18 protein-coding genes are annotated in these 18,354 nt (G+C 62.2%); 12 read left to right on the top strand and 6 right to left on the bottom strand.

Features of this window, described 5'->3' with window-relative positions; genetic code table 11:
* On the bottom strand, positions 1-557 hold a 557-nt coding region (locus tag ACRECS_RS26115), incomplete at its 3' end, for a DMT family transporter (protein WP_431585898.1).
* A gap of 130 nt (positions 558-687) precedes the next feature.
* Here ACRECS_RS26115 and ACRECS_RS26110 point away from each other — a divergent pair.
* From ACRECS_RS26110 to ACRECS_RS26065, 10 genes are all read left to right on the top strand, one after another.
* Entirely contained in the window at positions 688-1,122 is a 435-nt protein-coding gene (locus ACRECS_RS26110; RefSeq protein WP_431585897.1) for an Lrp/AsnC family transcriptional regulator, read from the top strand.
* Between the two features lie 177 nt (positions 1,123-1,299).
* Complete coding sequence (locus ACRECS_RS26105) at positions 1,300-3,672, top strand: penicillin acylase family protein (protein ID WP_431585896.1); 2,373 nt, start codon at positions 1,300-1,302, stop codon at positions 3,670-3,672.
* Positions 3,673-3,786: 114 nt separating this feature from the next.
* The gene (locus ACRECS_RS26100; RefSeq protein ID WP_431585895.1) at positions 3,787-4,995 is read left to right on the top strand and encodes a serine hydrolase domain-containing protein; all 1,209 of its coding nucleotides are present in this window, start codon (positions 3,787-3,789) and stop codon (positions 4,993-4,995) included.
* A gap of 58 nt (positions 4,996-5,053) precedes the next feature.
* Positions 5,054-5,608 carry an alpha/beta fold hydrolase gene (locus tag ACRECS_RS26095; RefSeq protein ID WP_431585894.1) on the top strand — a complete coding sequence of 185 codons (555 nt, stop codon included), beginning with the start codon at positions 5,054-5,056 and terminating at the stop codon, positions 5,606-5,608.
* 201 nt (positions 5,609-5,809) lie between these two features.
* Positions 5,810-6,259: a MarR family winged helix-turn-helix transcriptional regulator gene (locus tag ACRECS_RS26090; RefSeq protein ID WP_431585893.1), complete on the top strand. Its 450-nt coding sequence runs from the start codon at positions 5,810-5,812 to the stop codon at positions 6,257-6,259.
* Between the two features lie 47 nt (positions 6,260-6,306).
* The gene (locus tag ACRECS_RS26085) at positions 6,307-6,870 is read left to right on the top strand and encodes an isochorismatase family protein (RefSeq protein ID WP_431585892.1); all 564 of its coding nucleotides are present in this window, start codon (positions 6,307-6,309) and stop codon (positions 6,868-6,870) included.
* Positions 6,867-7,199, top strand: coding sequence for a hypothetical protein (locus ACRECS_RS26080; RefSeq protein WP_431585891.1), 333 nt, complete (start codon positions 6,867-6,869; stop codon positions 7,197-7,199). The genes ACRECS_RS26085 and ACRECS_RS26080 overlap by 4 nt, the downstream gene beginning before the upstream one ends.
* Complete coding sequence (locus tag ACRECS_RS26075) at positions 7,196-8,437, top strand: MFS transporter (protein ID WP_431585890.1); 1,242 nt, start codon at positions 7,196-7,198, stop codon at positions 8,435-8,437. Before ACRECS_RS26080 ends, ACRECS_RS26075 begins: the two co-directional genes overlap by 4 nt.
* Positions 8,438-8,493: 56 nt before the next feature.
* A complete protein-coding gene (locus tag ACRECS_RS26070; RefSeq protein WP_431585889.1) occupies positions 8,494-8,802 on the top strand; it encodes a hypothetical protein in 309 nt (102 codons plus the stop codon).
* A gap of 250 nt (positions 8,803-9,052) precedes the next feature.
* Positions 9,053-11,191, top strand: coding sequence for a TonB-dependent siderophore receptor (locus ACRECS_RS26065; protein WP_431585888.1), 2,139 nt, complete (start codon positions 9,053-9,055; stop codon positions 11,189-11,191).
* Between the two features lie 93 nt (positions 11,192-11,284).
* On the opposite strand, the gene ACRECS_RS26060 is transcribed toward ACRECS_RS26065, so the two are convergent.
* A complete protein-coding gene (locus ACRECS_RS26060; protein ID WP_431585887.1) occupies positions 11,285-11,806 on the bottom strand; it encodes a hypothetical protein in 522 nt (173 codons plus the stop codon).
* A gap of 287 nt (positions 11,807-12,093) precedes the next feature.
* Between ACRECS_RS26060 and ACRECS_RS26055 the strand changes: the two genes are divergently transcribed.
* Positions 12,094-12,585 (top strand): Slp family lipoprotein, encoded by a 492-nt coding sequence (locus tag ACRECS_RS26055; protein WP_431585886.1) that lies wholly within the window; start codon positions 12,094-12,096, stop codon positions 12,583-12,585.
* 203 nt (positions 12,586-12,788) lie between these two features.
* On the top strand, positions 12,789-14,822 hold the full coding sequence (locus ACRECS_RS26050) for an SPFH domain-containing protein (protein WP_431585885.1): 2,034 nt from the start codon (positions 12,789-12,791) through the stop codon (positions 14,820-14,822).
* Between the two features lie 170 nt (positions 14,823-14,992).
* On the opposite strand, the gene ACRECS_RS26045 is transcribed toward ACRECS_RS26050, so the two are convergent.
* From ACRECS_RS26045 to ACRECS_RS26030, 4 genes are all read right to left on the bottom strand, one after another.
* Positions 14,993-15,475, bottom strand: a complete 483-nt coding sequence (locus ACRECS_RS26045) for a hypothetical protein (protein ID WP_431585884.1) — start codon at positions 15,473-15,475, stop codon at positions 14,993-14,995.
* 304 nt (positions 15,476-15,779) lie between these two features.
* On the bottom strand, positions 15,780-17,231 hold the full coding sequence (locus ACRECS_RS26040) for an MBL fold metallo-hydrolase (protein WP_431585883.1): 1,452 nt from the start codon (positions 17,229-17,231) through the stop codon (positions 15,780-15,782).
* A 275-nt stretch (positions 17,232-17,506) separates the two neighbouring features.
* Positions 17,507-17,722 carry an imm11 family protein gene (locus ACRECS_RS26035; RefSeq protein WP_431585882.1) on the bottom strand — a complete coding sequence of 72 codons (216 nt, stop codon included), beginning with the start codon at positions 17,720-17,722 and terminating at the stop codon, positions 17,507-17,509.
* 32 nt (positions 17,723-17,754) lie between these two features.
* A partial coding sequence (locus tag ACRECS_RS26030; RefSeq protein ID WP_431585881.1) for a hypothetical protein occupies positions 17,755-18,354 on the bottom strand: 600 nt, incomplete at its 5' end.

The following is an 18,354-nucleotide window of genomic DNA, read 5'->3' as shown; positions in this document are numbered from 1 at the left end:
ATCAGCACGATCAGCATCGGCGGCACGCCGGTCAGCTTCTTCGCGGCGATCGCGGCAAGCGCGTAGAAGAATGCCGAGGCCAGCGCCATGGCGATACCGAGCAGATAGTCCGACCCGGTCTGACCCGATTGCGGCTTCGCCTGGACCAGCAACAACACGCCGCCGAACGCGACCGCGAGCCACAACAGCTTGTTCGCGGTCAGCCGCTCGCCGAACAGCAGCGCGCCCAATCCCACCAGCATGAACGGCTGGGTATTATAGACCGTGGTCGCGATCGAGATCGAGGAATGGGCATAGGCGCCGAACAGCAACAGCCAGTTGAGCACGATCGCCACGCCGCCGGCCATGGCGATCAGCACTTGCCGCAGTGACAGCGCATCGCGGCGCAACAGCCCGCGCGCCAGGCACACTGCGCTCAGCGTCACCGCGCCGAACACGCAGCGCCAGAACACGACATCGATCACTGGCTGGCCCGACATGATCACGAACCAGCCGATCGTGCCGGAAATCGTCATGGCGACCGCCATTTCGATCGTGCCGCGTGTCTGTCCGGTCATTCCGGCCTCCCATAATCCATGGTGGATTTTAGCAGGGGGTAATGCCGGTTGATATGGATATGAAAAGGCAGATTGTGGAAATTGCCTAAGATAATAAGATACGATCTACATTTCGCCTAAGGAGAGAAAGATGCTGGATGACCTGGACCGGCGCATCGTGGAATTGCTCGCGAGCAATGCGCGCCTCTCGCTCAAGGAACTCGCGCAGCGCGTCGAACTGTCGTCGCCGAGCGTGTCGGATCGTCTGCACCGGCTGGAGGATCGCGGTGTGATCCGCGCCTATACCGTCGATATCGATCCTTATGCGCTGGGCTATACGCTGCAGGCGATCGTCAGGATCAAGCCCTTTCCCGGCAAGCTGCCCGCGACGCAGCGGATGATCGAGAAAATCCCCGAATTCACTGAATGCTACAAGGTGACGGGCGACGATTGCTATATCGCCCATGTCTATCTCCAGTCGATCGGGCAGCTCGACACGATCCTCGATCGCATCGTCGATTTCGCCGAAACCAGCACATCGATCGTCAAGGCGACCCCGGTGAAACGGCGCCTGCCGCCGCTGTGAGGCAGGGGGCGTCCGCGAGGGAGATATCCGCTCTCCGATTCAAAGGAGCGACCGTGTCGGCTACAGCACACAGCCTGGCCGATAGCCGCTGGTTATGACCATAGAACACCTGCCGCATAGACAGGTGCATGAAGCGGGCCCAACCTTGCGGCCCAGAGAGACAGCAGGGAATTGCCGATGCTCAACCGTCGTTCGTTCCTGCTGGGGTCGACCGCGATGCTTGTTACAAGTGCTGCCACCGCTGCGCCGTTGCTTCAGTCCAGCCCGCTGGTGACGGAGCGGCGCCAAGCCGTGCAGGGCCCGGGCGCGCCGATCGAGATCGTCGATGACATATACGGCACCCCGCATATCCGCGCGCAATCGATCCCCGATGCGTTTTTCGGCCAGGGCTATGTCGTCGCGCGCGACCGCCTGTTCCAGATCGATCTGGCGCATCGCCGCGAACTCGGCCGCCTTGCCGAGGTATTCGGCCCGCGCTTTACCTCGCACGACGCCAATGCGCGCCTGTTCCACTATCGCGGCGACCTCGACGCCGAGCTGCGCCGCGTGCCGCCCGACATACTCGCCTGCGCGCGCGCCTATATCGCGGGGATCAACGCGCGCATCGACGAAGTGATGGCCGACCCCGCATTGCTCCCGGGCGAATACCGGATCCTCAAGATCGCGCCGATGAAATGGGACGTCCGCGACCTGGTCCTCACGCGCGAAGCGGCGGCCGGCAATGCCGATGACGAGATCCGCCGGGCACAACTCGCGGCCCTGGGGTTGCTCGACCTCGACTCCGTCGTGGCGCCACTCCGCCCGGCCTGGACCCTGCGCGTGCCCGAGGGGCTGGATGTCGCCGCGGTGAGCGAGGCCGATCTCGGCGTGCTGCTGCTCGGGCGGCTGCCGTTCGAGCCTGAGCGGCCGGTGGCGGATCCGGCCGGTTCGGCCGAGCGCGGCAATGCCGGCAGCAATGCCTGGACGGTCGCGCCGGCGCGCTCCGCCACCGGCCGGCCGATCCTGGCCAATGATCCGCATCTCGGCATTAGCGGTTTCAGCCCGCGCCATGTTGCGCATCTCAGCGCGCCCGGGCTCGACGTGATCGGCGGGGGTGCGCCCGGGCTGCCGGGGATCATGCAGGGCCATACCGACCGCTTCGCCTTTGGCCGCACCAATTTCCACATCGACCAGAATGACCTGTTCGTGCTTGAGCTTCACCCCGAGGATCCCGAACGCTATAGCCATGACGGCGGCTGGAAGCGGTTCGAGCAGGTCGTGGAGTCGATCCCGGTCAAGGGCGGCGCGGCTCAAAAGATAACGCTGCGCTACTCGGTGCAGGGGCCGGTGATCTCGCACAATCCGCGGCGCCACCGTGCGACCGTGCTTGGCTCGATCATGCTGCAACCCGGCGCTAGCGGCGCCTTTGCGATGATCGCCATCAACTTGGCAAAGGACTGGACGAGCCTGCGCAAGGCCTTTGCGCTGCACCCGTCGCCGACCAATTTCCACTATGCCGATGTGGCGGGGAACACCGGCTGGCAGGTGATCGGCTTCGCGCCGGTGCGCAAGCAGGGCGACGGGTTGCTGCCGGTGCCGGGCGACGGGCGCTACGACTGGACCGGCATGCGCGACTTCGCGTCGCTGCCGAGTGAGTATAATCCCGCCAAAGGCTGGTTCGCCTCGGCCAATCAAAATAATTTGCCGGCGAACTGGCCGCGCGACCGCATCCCCGCCTTCTCGTTCCGCGATCCCTATCGCTACGACCGGATCGCGCAGGTGCTGGCGAGCCAGACCCGGCACAGCCTGGCCGACAGCGTCGCTCTGCAGCACGACACGCTGTCGACGCCGGCGCGCCTGTTCCTCGAGCATTTGCCGTTACAGCCTTCCGCAGCCGCCAAACCGGCCGTCGACATGCTGCGCGGCTGGGATGCCCGGATCGCGGCGGACAGCGGTGCCGCGGCCCTGTTCGAAATGGTCTGGCGCGAGCTTGGCACACGCATGCTTGCCGCGATCGTACCCAAGCGGGCGAAAGAGCTGGTGACGGAGATCGCACCCTCGGTGCTGCTCGACCTGCTCGCGCATCCGGACGCGCGGCTCGGCGGCGAACCGCAGGCTGCACGCGATGCGATGCTCGATGCGGCTTTGGTCGCCGCCTGGGCTCAGGCGCAGGGCCGGCTCGGTGCCGACCCCGCGACATGGCGCTACGCCACGCTGCATCAGGTGCGGCTGCGCCATCCGCTGTCGGCGATCCCCGCGATCGCCGCTGCCTTCCCGCCGATCGAAGGAGAGGGGTCGGGCGGCGACGGCTATACCGTGATGGCGCGCTGGCTTGGCTCCGGACCGGGCTGGAGCGTCGGCGGCGGCGCCAGCTATCTGCAGGTGATCGATGTCGGCGCGTGGGACCATTCGCTGATGCTGGTCCTGCCCGGCCAGTCGATTGAGCCAAAATCGCCGCATTATCGCGACATGTACAAGCCCTGGGTTGCGGGCCAGATGCAGCCAATGCCGTTCAGCCGTGACGCGGTCGAGGCGAAAGCCGCCGGGCGGACGATCCTGCGGCCGTCCTAGAGGAGTATCATTAGGGTGGCATCACCTCTCCCCGTTCGAGCTGAGCTTGTCGAAGAGCGAACGGCAGGTGGTGATCATTTGGCTCAAAGAGGCCCCAGAAGGAGGAAGATCGCCATGCTTCGCCGGATCGCTGCCTGTCTCCTGCTCGCCATGTCGCAGCTTCCCGGCGCGGCACTGGCCGACGACCGCGCGTTCGAAAAGGCGCTGACAGACTTTCGCGCGCTGCAGCGTGCCGAGATCAAGCGGTCGGGCATTGCCGGCAGCAGCTTCTATGTGGTGCGTGACGGCCGCATCGTCGTCGCCGATCATCTCGGGCTGCAGGATGCGGACGCCAAGGTGCCGGTCGATACGCAGACCATCTATCACTGGGCGTCGATCACCAAGACCATGACCGGGATCGCGATCATGCAGTTGCGTGATCGCGGGCTGCTGAGCCTCGACGATCCGATCGTCCGCTATGTGCCGGAGCTTGCCGCGGTGCATAATCCGTTCGGCGATACCGGCGCGATCACCTTGCGCCAGCTGATGAGCCACAGCGCCGGCTTTGGCGGCGCGACCTGGCGCTGGCGCGACCGTGACTGGCAGCCATTCGAGCCGAAGAGCTGGGCGCAACTGGTGGCGATGCTGCCCTATACCGAGGTGCAGTTCCGTCCCGGCACGCGGTTCAGCTATTCCAATCCCGGCATCGTCTATCTCGGCCAGGTGATCGAACGGCTCTCGGGCGAGGATTTCGAAGTCTATATCGACAAGAATATCCTCCGGCCGCTCGGCATGCGCGAAAGCTATTTCGACCGCACGCCGCCCTATCTGCTGCCGCACCGGTCGCACAGCTACTACATCCGCGACGGCAAGCGGGTGGCGGCGCCGTTTGACGCGGATACCGGCGTGACGGTGTCGAACGGCGGGCTCAATGCACCGCTGCCGGACATGGCGAAATATGTCGCGTTCCTGCTCGGCGATCCGGCGCGCCAGGCCGACTATGACCTGGTACTGAAGCGCGCCTCGCTTGAGGAAATGTGGCGGCCGCAAATCTCGGCGGGCGAGGACTTCACACAAGGACGCATGGCGACGACGACGTGGAGCGGGCTGTCCTTCTTCCTCGACCGGAGCGACGGGATCCGCGTCATCGGCCATAATGGCGACCAGAACGGCTTTCGCGCCTATCTCAGCCTGTGCCCCGACCAGCATCTCGGCAGTCTGCTTGTCTTCAACACCGAAACCCGCGGCGTGGAGAACAACGCCGCGAACCGCACCCGGCCGGAATCACGCATCGCGCTGGCGACCGACACTCTGTGTAAGGCGGTGAGCATTTCGGGGCGCTGACGAACCCGGCTATGAAGCCTCGAACCGACGTCGGCCACCTCGCCAAAGGCACCGCACCATGATCGACAGACGCACATTCACGACGGCACTGGCCACCGGCACGGCCGCTGCGTTGATTTCCTCCAGCGGAATGGCGAAAGCGGTCGCGCCGGCCAAGGCGCGCAACGTCGTTCTGGTGCATGGATTGTTTGCCGACGGATCCTGCTGGTCCGATGTGATCGCGCGATTGCAGGCGGTGAGTCTCAATGTCACGTCAGTGCAGAATCCGCTGACCACGCTGCCCGAAGCGGTGGCCGCGGCCGAGCGGGTGCTGGCGCGTCAGGATGGCCCGACGGTGCTGGTCGGGCATTCCTTTTCCGGCATGATCGTTACTGAGGCCGGCATGCATCCCAACGTCTCGGCGCTTGTCTATGTGGCGGCACGCGCGCCGGATGCCGGCGAAGATTATGCGGCACTGGCGAAGACGTTTCCCACGCCGCCGGCGACCGCCGGCATCGTCTTCGACGGCGATCAAAGCCGAGCTTCTATGCCGTCTCGACCGAGGACCGGACGATCAATCCCGATCTCGAGCGCTTCATGGCCAAACGCATGGGGGCGAAGACGATCGAGCTGAAATCCAGCCATGTGTCGCTGATCTCGCATCCCGGCGAGATCGCTCAACTGATCCTGGAAGCCGCCGGAGGGCGGTGAGGCCGCACATCAACGGCTTGATACCCAATCCCGGACATCCGCAGTGCCGGGCGCAAATCGCGTGGCGAAAATAGATGAGAAGGTAATCTTTACAGTTTAGCTTCATATATCTATATGCCCTCGCATGATGTCTCCATACGATCAGCAGGCCGCGCAGGCGGCGGCATTGGCACAGGATATTCGCGGTCTGGTCGGCAAGCTCAGGCGCCGGCTGCGCGAGCAAGCGGATGTGGGCGACCTGACGCCATCACAGACGGCCGTGCTGCTCCGCCTGGAAAAGGATGGCCCGACCACGACGTCGAGCCTCGCCCGGGCCGAAGGAATGCGCCCGCAATCGATGGGGACGGTGATCGTCGCGCTGGAAAGCGCCGGCCTGGTGCAGGGTACGCCTGATCCAAAGGATGGACGGCAGACGATTCTGTCGCTCACCGATACCTGCCGGCAATTGATCCGCGAGGGCAGGGCGGCGCGACAGGACTGGCTGTTGCGTACGATCCAGGCCCGGCTTTCGCCGCAGGAACAGGATGTGCTGACCGCAGCGGTCGCGTTGCTCGAGCGCATTGTTGATGACTGAGGCGTGTCGGTTCCCGTGAAAACGTCCATCTGCTGAAAGGGAATTCCATGGCGCTGACCAGGCTCGATCCGAATACCGCCCTTGTCATTGTCGATCTCCAGAAGGGCATCGTCGCTCTCCCGCTCGTCCATCCGATCGAGACGATCGTGGCGCGCAGCAGTGCTTTGGCGGCGGCATTTCGAACGCGCGGCCTGCCGGTCGTGCTCGTCAACGTGACCGGCGGCGCGCCGGGGCGAACCGAGCAGCCCAGGTTCAACACCGACGCCTTGCCGGCCGATTTCGCCGAGCTCGTTCCGGAACTCGACCGGCAGCCGGACGACATCGTGGTGACCAAGCGGACCTGGGGCGCTTTTGCGAGTACTGATCTGGACCGACAGCTCAAGGCGCTGGGCGTCACGCAGGTGGTCGTCACTGGCGTGGCCACCGCGACCGGCGTCGAATCGACCGCCCGCCAGGCCTATGAGCAGGGCTTCAACGTCACGCTCGCGATTGACGCGATGACGGACCAGTCGGTGGATGCACATGACTATAGCGTCCGCAACGTGTTCCCCAGGCTGGGCGAAACGGGATCGACCGATGAGGTCATCGCTTTGCTGGACAGCCGGTCATGATGTCCTGGCCCCATCTCCTGTCCTATTTCTTCGGTGGCGCCGTGCTGGCCAATGCCGTCCCGCATCTCGTCAGCGGCATGATGGGACGGCCGTTCCAGACGCCCTTCGCGACACCGCGGGGTGAGGGGCTCTCCTCATCGACGCTGAACATGGTCTGGGGCTTCGCCAATCTCGTGCTTGGCTATTTCCTTGTGTGCCGGGTGGGCTATTTCGATCTGCGCAATGCGGCGCACGCATTGGCGCTCGGGCTGGGCATGCTCCTGCTTGGCCTGATGATCGCCCGGCATTTCGGGCGCTTCAACGGCGGCAACGCGCCGGACCGCCTGTGAGCGCACCCGCCGCGCGCCGATTCCGGTCGCTGCGCGGCTTCAATTACCGGACCTGGGTCGCCGGCGCGTTCGTCTCCAATCTCGGTACCTGGGTGCAGCGCACGGCGCAGGACTGGCTGGTGCTGACCATCCTCACCAACCATAGCGCGGCGGCGGTCGGTATCGTCATGGCGCTGCAGTTCGGGCCACAGCTTCTCCTGCTCCCCTGGACCGGCTTTGCTGCCGATCATTTCGATCAGCGCAAGCTGCTGATCGCCACTCAGGCGGCGATGGGCGTGCTCGCGCTGGCGCTCGGCCTGCTTACGATCAGCGGCGCGGTGCAACTGTGGCATGTCTATGTCTTCGCCTTTCTATTCGGCAGCGCGGCCGCGTTCGACGCACCGGTGCGCCAGACCTTTGTCGCGCAACTGGTCGGCGACGCGGATCTCGCCAATGCGGTTGCGCTCAACTCGACCTCGTTCAACGCAGCGCGGATGATCGGCCCTGCCGTGTCGGGCATCGTCATCGCCGCGGTCGGCACCGGCTGGGCCTTTTTGATCAATGGCGCCTCCTTCATTGCGGTGCTGATCTCACTGGCGCTGTTGCGTGTCAGTGAGTTGCATCCCCATCCCCGGGCGATCCGCGCTCGCGGCAGCTTTACCGAGGGGTTTCGCTATGTCTGGGGCCGGGCGGACCTGAAGGCGATCCTGGTCATGCTGTTCCTGATCGGCACCTTCGGGCTCAATTTCCCGATCTTCATCTCGACCATGGCGGTTGGCGTCTTTCACGCCGATGCGCGCGGTTATGGCCTGCTCTCCTCGATCATGGCGATCGGCACCGTCACCGGTGCGCTGCTCAGCGCCGGACGCGAGCGACCGGGGTTCGGGGCGCTGTTGGCCGGCGCTGCTCTGTTTGGCCTGGGATGCACGCTGGCGGCGATCGCACCCGGCTACTGGTTTTTCGCGGCGGCGCTGGTTGTCATTGGCCTGGCCGCGCTGACCTTCACCAACACCACCAACAGCCTGATGCAGCTTTCGACTGAGCCGGCGATGCGCGGCCGTGTGATGGCGCTGCGCATCGGCATTGCGCTGGGCGGCACCCCGATCGGCGCGCCGATCGTCGGATGGGTCGCGGACCATCTCGGCCCGCGCTGGGCGCTTGGCGTCGGCGCCGCATCGGGGTTCGCGGCGGCGATCGTTGCTGTTCTTGCGTTGGGCAAGGGCTTTCACCGGCGCGACGTTTCGAGCAAATTGGCCTAATAAGGCGCCTTGGCCAGAGGGGCCCCGCTCAAGCCGGTTTTAGCCAGGAGGTAGCGATGAGCATGATGCGCGTTTTTCCCCGGACGGTTGCTTTTGCCCTGTGCGCGATGGCCGCTTCGGCTCAGGCCGCACTGCCGCCTTATTGGCAGCGCGCGAAGGAACTCACCGCCATTCTCGAAAGCTCGGATGTGGCGCGCGAACTGGATGAAGCGCCGATCACCAGGATCGAAACCACGGGCGAGGACCGTTACCGCGTATCAAGCGGCAATTGTGCGGTCGACGTCCAGTTGATCGGCACGGCAAGAAGCAATCCGGGCCCGCGCCTGTTCGACCTCCGGGTCGGCAAGCGGAAATGCGCCAAATGACGCGCGCGGCTGACTAGGGGTGGCGGTTTAGTCGATCTCTCACCCTCCTTGCAATTGCGAGTTAATCGCATTAGTGGCGCACGCCTCGGGAAGGAGAATCATCGGCTCCATCGTCGCGGTTACGCTCGCGTCATCCCTGGATCGGCCGGCCCGCCTTGCGGCCTCGGTCTCGTTCCGGTGGGATAAGTGCGAGTGTGTCCGGCGCAGTGGGGACAATGAGGAGCACCGGGACAATAAAAAGGGGACATTGATGCGCCGTTCATTTCACCTGCTGCTGGCGGGCTCTGCCTGGATACTCACGCCGGCACTGGCCCATGCTCAGCAAGTGCAGCAGGACACGGCGCCGGAAGAAGAGAATAACGACGATATCGTGGTGAAGGGCTATGGCCGGAGCGATCAGCCGACCACCGCGACCGGACTGCGCCTGACGCCAATCGAAACGCCGCAGACGATCAGCGTCATCACGCGCCAGCAGATCGACGATCAGGCACTGATCTCGATCAACGACGCGCTCGATTTCGCCGTGGGCATTTCCAAGAAAGACATTGATCGCGGCCGCAGCGCGATTTCCGCGCGCGGCTTCGAGGTGCAGAATTTCCAACTCGACGGTGCGCCGTTCGCCAATGGCAATGTCGGCTTTGGCGAGACCAGCACGGCGATCTACGAGCGCGTCGATCTAGTGCGCGGCGCGGCCGGCCTGATGCAGGGGGCGGGCGACCCGTCGGCGGTCGTCAACCTGATCCGCAAACATGCCGATGCGCGTGAATTCACTGGCCAGGTCAGTCTGGAGGGTGCGTCATGGAATCGCATCGCCGGTACCATCGATGTGCAGTCGCCGCTCAATGCCAGCGGCACAGTGCGCGCACGCGCGGTCGCCCAGGCTTACCGCCAGGACGGCTTTGTCGATCGCGAGAAGAAAAAGGGCGTTGTCCTCTACGCCGTGATCGATGCCGATCTGGGCGAGCGTACGACGTTGTCCGTCGGCGCGAACTATCAACGCGACGACCGCGACGGTGTGATGTGGGCGCAGCTGCCCTATTGGTACACCGACGGCACACGTACTCACTGGCCGCGATCCAAGACCACCGGCACCGACTGGGGATTCTGGAATACCACCGAGATCTCCGCCTTTGCCACGCTGAAGCATGAGCTGGGCGGGGAATGGAGCCTTCGCGGCGATCTCGCCTATCACAAGGGGCTGGAGGAATCGAAGTTGCTATGGCTCGACGGCACGCCCGATCGGGTCACTGGTGCCGGCATGGCCACCGAGGGCTATTGGTTCAAAGCCAACCCTGAACAATGGCATGGCAGCATCCAGGCCAATGGTCCTTTCTCGCTGCTGGGCGGTCATCATGACCTGGCGATCGGCGCCATGGTCAGCCACCTGGCTGACGGCTGGAGCAATCGCACGCCGCCTTCGGTCGATCCGATTGCCGATTTCAATCACTGGGACGGCGAACTCGCTGATCCCGAATGGGGGGGCCGCTTTCAGTCGAGCAAAGGCACCACCACCCAGGCGGCGCTGTACGCCACGACGCGGATCAGCATCTTCGACCGGCTGAAGCTGATCGGCGGCGGGCGCTTGAGCTATTTCAAGCGCAACGAGGAAACCACCAGGGACACCGCCGGCTACAGGATCAGCTACAAGGGCACACTTACGCCCTATGCCGGGCTGGTCTTCGACATCACTCACAATCTGTCCGCCTATGCGAGCTACACCAATATCTTCAAGCCACAGGGCAATTTCCGCGACCGCAACGGCCGCCTGCTCGATCCGCTGGAAGGCAAAAGCTATGAGGCGGGGCTGAAGGCGCTGCTGCTCGACGGCAAGCTGCTGGCGACCGCCGCGGTGTACCGCATCGAGCAGGATAATCTTGCCGAGCCCGATGGGGATCTTATGGTACCGGGCACGAATATCCCGGCCTCGCGTGGGGCAAAGGGGACCATCGCCAAGGGCTATGAACTGGAAGTCGTTGGCAAGATCACGCAGCAATGGGATCTCAGCGCCGGCTGGAGCCATTACAGCGCGAAGGATGCCGTTGGCGCGGACGTACTCAGCCACCAGCCGCGCAAGGCGTTCAATTTCGCGACCAAATATGTCTTTGCCGGTGCGCTCGATGGATTCAGCCTCGGCGGCGCACTCAAATGGGAAAGCCGCCCGCCGGTCACGGCGGACTTTCCCGGCACGCTGATCAAGGTACCGATCGGCCAGCCTGCTTACGCGATCGTCAATCTCATGGGACGGTATGAAGTGAACAAGCGGCTGTCGCTTCAGCTCAATGTCGACAACGTCTTCGACAAGACCTTCTACAGCGGCAACAGCTGGTTCCCGGGCTTCGTCTATGGCGAACCGAGGAATGCGCGAGTGACGTTGAAATTCGGGCTTTGAGGTTGGCGGGTGGGGATTTCGCGCCTCCATGGGCCGTTCAACCGGGGCGACCCCACCCATCTTACCGGCTGATCGCAAAGCCTGTCGGGACTGTCACGCTATCCAACTCGGCAGGCAACGAGCGAGCCATCGATTGCCCGTTGACCTCACAATGCAGAGCGATCCGTAGCCGAACCTACCATTGTCCTGGAATGAGACTTCAACCAGGGCGAGGCGTCCATCTGTCGAAAAGATCGGGCTGGTGAAGGAGGTGAACATGGGATGTCCTTCGTCATCTACTCGATGACTGGCCGTGCCGCTCCAGCCGCATCTGGGTTGAAATTGGTCGATCCTGTACACTCTCTCTTGAGCGACCAGATTGTCGAATTCACTGGCCTTCAACGCCAACTGCGCTTTGAAGCTCGGGACAAACTTGCCGGGTTCGAGCGAGCGCCACGACGGTCGAACATCAACTGGATAGATAGGGACCTTGCTGCTGCTCGCGGCCGTATATGCCGCTCCCAGCACGTCGCATGTCCGGGGCGCTGCAGGGAAAACGGGGCGGGCGGATGCCATCGACGGGGCGAGGCCAGTCAGCAAAATGGTGGCCAGAGCATATTTCACGACCATATTCATCGCCGCCGAGCTCCTTCCGCCGGCTGCTCATTACTATCGCGCTGCCGCTCTGGCTATGGCCAGTCCCCTTACTTCCGGCACCGTGTTGGATGAGTCCGGTCGTTGCCAAGTTGTGCTTCGCTGCCGGGCCGCTTAGGGGGCTGCCATGGCTGCCCAATGCTAGCGCAATGAAAAAACACCCGAACAGGCCGCTCCATCGGTTGATATTGGCCCCGCTCTGCTGCTGCCCGGTCTTGTGGGGATGCGTCGATTCCGCAGTTTCGCCCGCGCCGAAAGGAATTGGCACGGTGGCGGCCAAGCCAGTGCGCCCGCCCGCGCAGCCAGGCTTTGACCCGGCACAGATGGAAACGCTGCGGACCATTCCGGTTGCTTCGCTGTCTCCCGATCAGGCGATCGATGAACGGCACATCGGTAAGCGCATCCGCTGGGCCGGCGCCGTGCAATATATGGCAGCAGCGGAGAAAGGCGTTTGCCTGACGATCCTGTACGCCCTGAGCGGCGACCATGGCGAACCGCGCTGGACCAACGAGCCGACCTATCAGACCTTCAACGCCTGCACGACCGGCGCTTATGACCGTGAACTCGTTCGCGAATCCACAAACCTCACGATCGTCGGCAAAATCTCGGGCAAGACCTATATCGGCATGGGCGGCGGCGGCAGCACCGGTCCGGTGGTCGAGATCGAAAAGCTCTTTCGCTGGTCGGATTGCCTGGAAGGCGACACCAGCCCGGTCTGCAAATTCGGATTCCTGAGCCCAAGGGTCGTTCCCGGGGATTGAACGAAACCAGGCGTCATTGGCGGGCGGGGGCCTTGTTGGGCCCGCGCGCAGCTCGACAAGACAGATGCAAGGATCGTTGCATGTCATGTACGATTGCATCGCACGCATTCCGATTCCGCTGGTGGCAGGTCGCGGATAAGATTAAATAGACGCCGGGCGCGCTTCTTGCGCTCGTCTTACAGGTCCCAAGGACACCTCACAAAATGACAGACATGTACGTGCTCGGCGCAGCAGGTGCCGTGACTCTCGTTGTCGCTTGTCTTTTTCTCATCTCCCGCTGCGTTCGCTATGTGCGCAATAACCGCGTCGCGATCGTCGAAAAACTGTGGAGTCGCAATGGCTCCATCCCCGGCGGCCTGATCGCGCTGTCGGGCGAGGCCGGATATCAGCCCGCCGTCCTGCGCGGCGGCTATCATTTCTTCTTCCCGTTCCAGTATCGCGTCCATTCACAGCCGCTCGTCACCATCCCGCAAGGCCAGGTCGGCTATGTCTTTGCGCGCGACGGTGCACCGCTGGGCCCGACCCAGACGCTGGCGAGCAATCTGCACACCTCCGACTTTCTCGATGTGCGCCGCTTCCTCGAGGATGGCGGCCAGAAGGGGCCGCAACGCACCGTGCTGCGCGAAGGCACCTATGCGCTCAACCTCGCACAGTTCGTGATCATCACGCGCGAACACATTTACGGCCTGATGCTTGAGGCGAATGATTTCGCCCTGTTCACCAACATGCAGACGCTGATCGAGGAACGATCGGGCTTCGACGCCGTGGTGATCCGCGACTCGCTCGACCAGATCGGCATCGTCACGGTGCATGACGGACCGGCACTGACCGCCGATCAGATCATCGCGCCCGAAGTCGGTACTGACCAGTCCGACTCCGCGACCTTCCACAACAGCTTCCAGGACCCCGAAAAATTCATCGCTGCCGGCGGGCGCCGCGGCCGTCAGCTGCAAGTGCTGGTCGAGGGCAGCTATTTCATCAACCGGCTGTTCGCGACGGTCGAGATGGTCGCCAAGACGATCATCGAGGTCGGCCATGTCGGCGTGGTCATCAGCTATACCGGCGACAGTGGCGCCGACACCTCGGGCGTGGACTATCGCCATGGCGAGCTGGTCGATCGCGGCACGCGCGGCGTGTGGAGCGTGTGGAGCGTGCCGCTCCTGCCGGGCAAATATGCGTTCAACACTTATGCCGGCAAGATCCTGATCGTCCCCACCACCAACTTCATCCTGAAATGGGACCAGGAACTGACCGGCCAGCACAAGTTCGACGAGAATCTGTCCGAAGTATCGCTGATCACCAAGGACGCGTTCGAGCCAACCTTGCCGCTCTCGGTCGTCGTGCACATCGATTATCGCAAGGCGCCGCTGGTGGTGCAGCGGTTCGGCGACATCAAGAAGCTGGTCGAACAGACGCTCGACCCGATGGTGTCGGCCTATTTCAAGAACGTCGCGCAGAAATACACGCTGATCGAATTGCTGCAGGAACGCTCCGACATTCAGGAGCATGCCGGTGAGGAGATGCGCGCGAAGTTCACCGCTTATAATCTCGAGCTGCAGGAAGTGCTGATCGGCACGCCGCGCGCGGCCGAGGGCAACGACCAGATCGAAAAGGTGCTGCAGCAGCTGCGCGAGCGCCAGGTTGCCGAGGAACAGGCCACGACCTATCAAAAACAGAAGGTCGCGGCCGAGGGCGAGAAGGATCTGCGCGAGGCGCAGGCACGCGCGCATCAGCAGACCGCGATCACTGAATCCGAACTGTCGATCACCGTGCAGGAAAACCAGGGCAAGGCCGCGGTGAAGCGCGCCACACAGGAAGCCGAGCAGACCCGCACGCTCGCCGGCGCCGAGAGCGACCGCGTGCGCATCATCGGCGAAGGCGAGGCGGCGAAAGTCGTGGCGCTCGCCGGCGCCGAGGCGGAACGGATCACCAGGACCGGCCTGGCAACCGCCGAGACGATCGAGAAACAGGCCGCCGCCTCCGGCGGCGCGCAGTATCAGCTGACGCGCCAGGTGATCGAGCGGCTGGCCGAGGTGCTGGAAACCTCGGGCGTCGACATCGTGCCGCGCGTGCAGATCACCACTGGCAGTGGTGAAGGTGGTGCCGGACATGGCGGTGGCGCATTCCAGGCGCTGATCGGCATGCTGTTGTCCGAAAAAGGCATGGGCTTGCTGGCTGGGGCGGCTGCCAGCGAGGTGCATGCTGGTGTTGAAGAGGAGGGGGTTGCGGCGAGATAGTCGCGGGCAAGGGCGGAATGCCGGCTGGTTTCAAAGGCCGGCCGGCATTTTCGTGTCTTGAATTACGATGACGCGCTTGTTCGTGAGCCTGCGGCCGCAACTTCTTTGTGTGGGTTAGCCGCTATCCATCGGCCTTCTCGGGCTACTCCCCTCAGTGCCGAAGCTCATACTCATTGAACGTAGATGGAGGGCGATGTGTATATTTCGAACTCCCCCGAGCAATAAGGAGGGATCGGAAACGAGAAATTCCGCGCAAATGAATACAGGTTGCTCCAACTGAATGAGACGTTGGTTGCTGTACAAAATCCCAGGGGCGTATTCACCCTAATGTATGGGAACAGGACTTTGGACGAAGTCGCTACCCATTGCGTCACATCCATACGAAACGGAAATTGGAGCAGGTTGTTGCAGCCCGTCGAGCCATTGCGCGGATTGGTGACGCCACCGGTGATTGTCACGCCAGTCAAATCGGTAATTCCGCTGAGAGACACAGTGCAATCCGCAAGGGGGAAGCCACCCGCGTTAATCTTGATACCCCCGGTTATTGTGACGACTGTATTCGGCGCCGGAGTATAGATCGTTGCAGCCGACACAGAAGTCGTCGTGCAGGTCAGCGCAAGCGCGAACGCACAGATTTTGACAAGATTGCGCACGATGTACCTCCTTCATCATGTTCAATTAGAATAGCCTAAGTATCTGAAAATATTACGAATCGTCCAAAATCTAATCTGCTCGATTACTTGCGTCGCTGCTTGGTTATCATAAAATGGTAGCGATCGCGATCTAAATCGTCCCATTTTGATGTACGGAGTCAGTCACGGACAGGACTCCGCGGGATCGTTTGGGATTCTGAGGGTAATATATTAAATTATCTGTAGATTTCTTGCTACGCAATGACGCATGCTAATTGGGTATAATATCCTAAAATCTTGAAGAGACTCTCCGTACCCAGGTTCATCATCTTGCGCCGTCGCTCATATCCGTCGATGGAAGGTTTGCGGAACGCCGGGCAGTAGGCCGGGCGCTTGAAAACTGATTTCCGATACCCCCACGATCGCTCGAACTCTGGCTGCGTTTTGCAAGTGCCGTAGTTAAATCGACGGTCGTTCCCGTGCGGCCGTGGATGCCGACGATTGAATTGACCTCGAGCTTCTCGGTGTTGATCAAGCGAGAAAGCTCGACGCCGGTGAGGAAGGCGGCCGGCACCGGCCCGCGATCCGGCAAGTAAAAGAGATCTCCTTGAAAGAGCGCGCGGGCGGCGAGGTCGTAACTCACGAGCATTGTGGTTGAATGGCTGCTGTCGAGCGGAAAGATTTTGATCGTGCGGTCGCCGAGGTCGAGCGTGGTGACGCTCCGAACCTCGCGGATGCGGGCAGCACTCATGTCAGGAAACTGCCTATGCAGCGCGAGCCCACCATTTCTTCCGGTCAAGATCGAGGCTTCCGGGTAGGCGGCAAGTCCCGCGATATGATCTCCGTGGACATGCGACGCGACGATATACGCGATGGCTCGGCCCGGTGCTGTTTTCTCGACCAGCGCGCGCACCGCTTTGGCTTCCTCGATACCGATTGGCGCGTCAAACAAGGCGATCGCGCGGGTGCCGACGACAAATCCGGTGTGGTAGCCTGATTGCGTGCCGTCCATCCGGTAGGCACCCTTTCCCAAGGCTGTTGCGCGTAGAACACCGGACGGATCAGGTGCCCGATATCCTTCAGGCAGACTCAGCAGTGCCCGATCTTCAGCGCGTGCGGCACGAATTCTGACATCCTCCCAGCGCGCTATGACCTGGCCGGCTCGGGTCCGCTGGATCTGAGTGGGGGTCGCGATGTCGTCCTCCACGCGCCAGCCCGAATAATTGTACGTATCGGCGCCGACGGATGCCGCGATGATACGGCCCGCCGAGTCTTCGCGAAGCGTGACGGGACGGTTGGCGACGTCGTGGGCGACGGAAACGCCGCCCACGCCAGCTCGACGACGGCCGGCTCCTTCGCAGACCAGGGCGCCGGGAACGAGCATCTGTAAATCAGCATAGTCCTTGGCCGAACTGGCCGCATCATCAGCGAGCAGTGTGTCGCCATCGCGCCAACCCAGCTCGTCGATGGTATTCTCGCGCGTCGGTTCACCGACTGAGCGAAATCGGAATTCGATCTCGCCCGGGTACATAGTCGAGGTTCGAAGAACGAAGCGCCCGCCTGGCAGGAGAAGCAGGGACTGGCGCGCGTCGATCTCGGCGATCGCCGTCGAGGGGTCTCTTGCTTGTTCCGGTGTGGTCCGCGTCCCGACGAGATCAAGGGCCATGCCCTTCGCAACGGTAAGGCGGCATGACGGATCATCTACGACAGCAGGATCGCTTTTTGGAGAGAGAACGCCTGAAACAACCAGACTGATTGCGAAAAGCGAGTTCAGCATTTTTATTCCTAAGCAGAAGCGGTGGTCAGCGATAAGGTTTCGGGGAGCAGGACCGCTGACGCGATCAGGAGTGCATTAATGCCTGGCGGAAGCCAACCCGCTTAGGCTGAGAGAAAGGAAACGCACCTCAAACTCCATCGGGCAGACGGAGCTGAGAAACCTTGCTGATATCCGGCAGTTGACGGAGTGCCTAACCCCTGTCCCTAATTATCGTGTCTCACCAAAGGGGGGCAGTCCAGGGGCAGTCCAATAGTGTCCCCGAATTTTACGGAATTTCAGATGGTTTTGAGACCGATATCGCTCAGGCCCAGGCCTGTTAAATCCGATGATCGCAATGCCGCCGCAAAATCATCGAAGATGAAGGGTCCGCCGATGTCGATGTGCTTGTCGCGCCAGATATGGCTGCTTCCGATTTGGGAACGATTGAAAACAAGTTTCGGTGGCATTGACGGATCGATGTGCGGCGGGATGTCGTCAATATAGTCAGGCACAAGATCTCGTGCCGAGCGCCACATTTTCCCTCTTAGCAGGACAAACGTCGTCTGTCCTCTGTCGACGCTGTCGATCCTGTTGGAGATACGAAACAGTATCGTTTTTCCAGCAGGGCACCTTTCCTGTTTACAAAATCCACCGGGACAAATTGATGTATTCTCGGCTCCCATTTTTCTATCAGGGCTTTTGCTTTTTCAGACACGTTCAAAAGATTCTGTCGATTGAAGTCTCCGATCTTCGATTCAGGTGGGCCTTTCCAGAGCATCCGCGTGGGAAAACAATCCGTGTGGCATTGGCGACCGGACGCGCAGCCCTTGAAGCCGACGCCCCCATCTGGTTCCTGATTGACGGCACGAATGGCGGAGACGTCGCCGTCCAGTGGCTCGGCGGCATACAGAAATTTGTCAGCCGGCACGATGTTTAGGCCGTAAACCATTACCCCACCCCGATGCTCAGGTGAAGCAAGCGATAGCGGAGGTTTATTAACGTCGCTTGCCGTGCACCCTGAACTGATGGGGTGGATGCCCCCTTCGCCCGGCATCGTATGATGCCTGACCGGCGCGACAGTGCGCTGGAGAAGGAGGAGCACATGACTGACGTTCACATTCTCGCGATCGATCTTGCCAAGCGC

The sequence above is a fragment of the Sphingomonas sp. genome (genome assembly GCF_050725575.1).
Classification (GTDB): domain Bacteria; phylum Pseudomonadota; class Alphaproteobacteria; order Sphingomonadales; family Sphingomonadaceae; genus Sphingomonas.
This window is presented reverse-complemented; position numbering and strand designations above follow the sequence as displayed.